The organism is Silvania hatchlandensis (assembly GCF_025564065.1).
Taxonomy (GTDB): Bacteria; Pseudomonadota; Gammaproteobacteria; order Enterobacterales; family Enterobacteriaceae; genus Enterobacter; species Enterobacter hatchlandensis.
This window is the reverse complement of record NZ_JAMGZK010000017.1, coordinates 1-363: the sequence shown is the minus strand read 5'-3', so window position 1 is coordinate 363 and position 363 is coordinate 1. Positions and strand designations below refer to the sequence as shown.

General features: G+C 62.0%; 1 protein-coding gene. It reads left to right on the top strand.

What is annotated here, in order from left to right:
- On the top strand, positions 1–363 hold a 363-nt coding region (locus tag M8014_RS00085), incomplete at both ends, for a DDE-type integrase/transposase/recombinase (RefSeq protein WP_271280565.1).

Genomic DNA, 363 nt, shown 5'->3' with positions numbered 1-363 from the left:
ACCTGCTGCCGGGCTCAGCTCCGGGTGTCCCGGCCACAGGCCGGTTTGAACATGAGGCTCCGAACCAGCTCTGGCAGATGGATTTTAAGGGCCACTTTCCCTTTGGCGGCGGCCGCTGCCATCCGCTTACGTTGCTGGATGACCACTCCCGGTTCTCGCTGTGCCTTGTGCACTGCTCTGACGAACGGCGTGAGACGGTACAGGAGCAACTGATAAGCGTCTTTGAGCGCTATGGCCTGCCGGACCGGATGACGATGGATAACGGCTCGCCGTGGGGCGATACCACCGGAACCTGGACGGCAGCAGAGCTATGGCTTATGCGTCAGGGTATCCAGGTGGGGCACTCGCGGCCTTACCATCCAC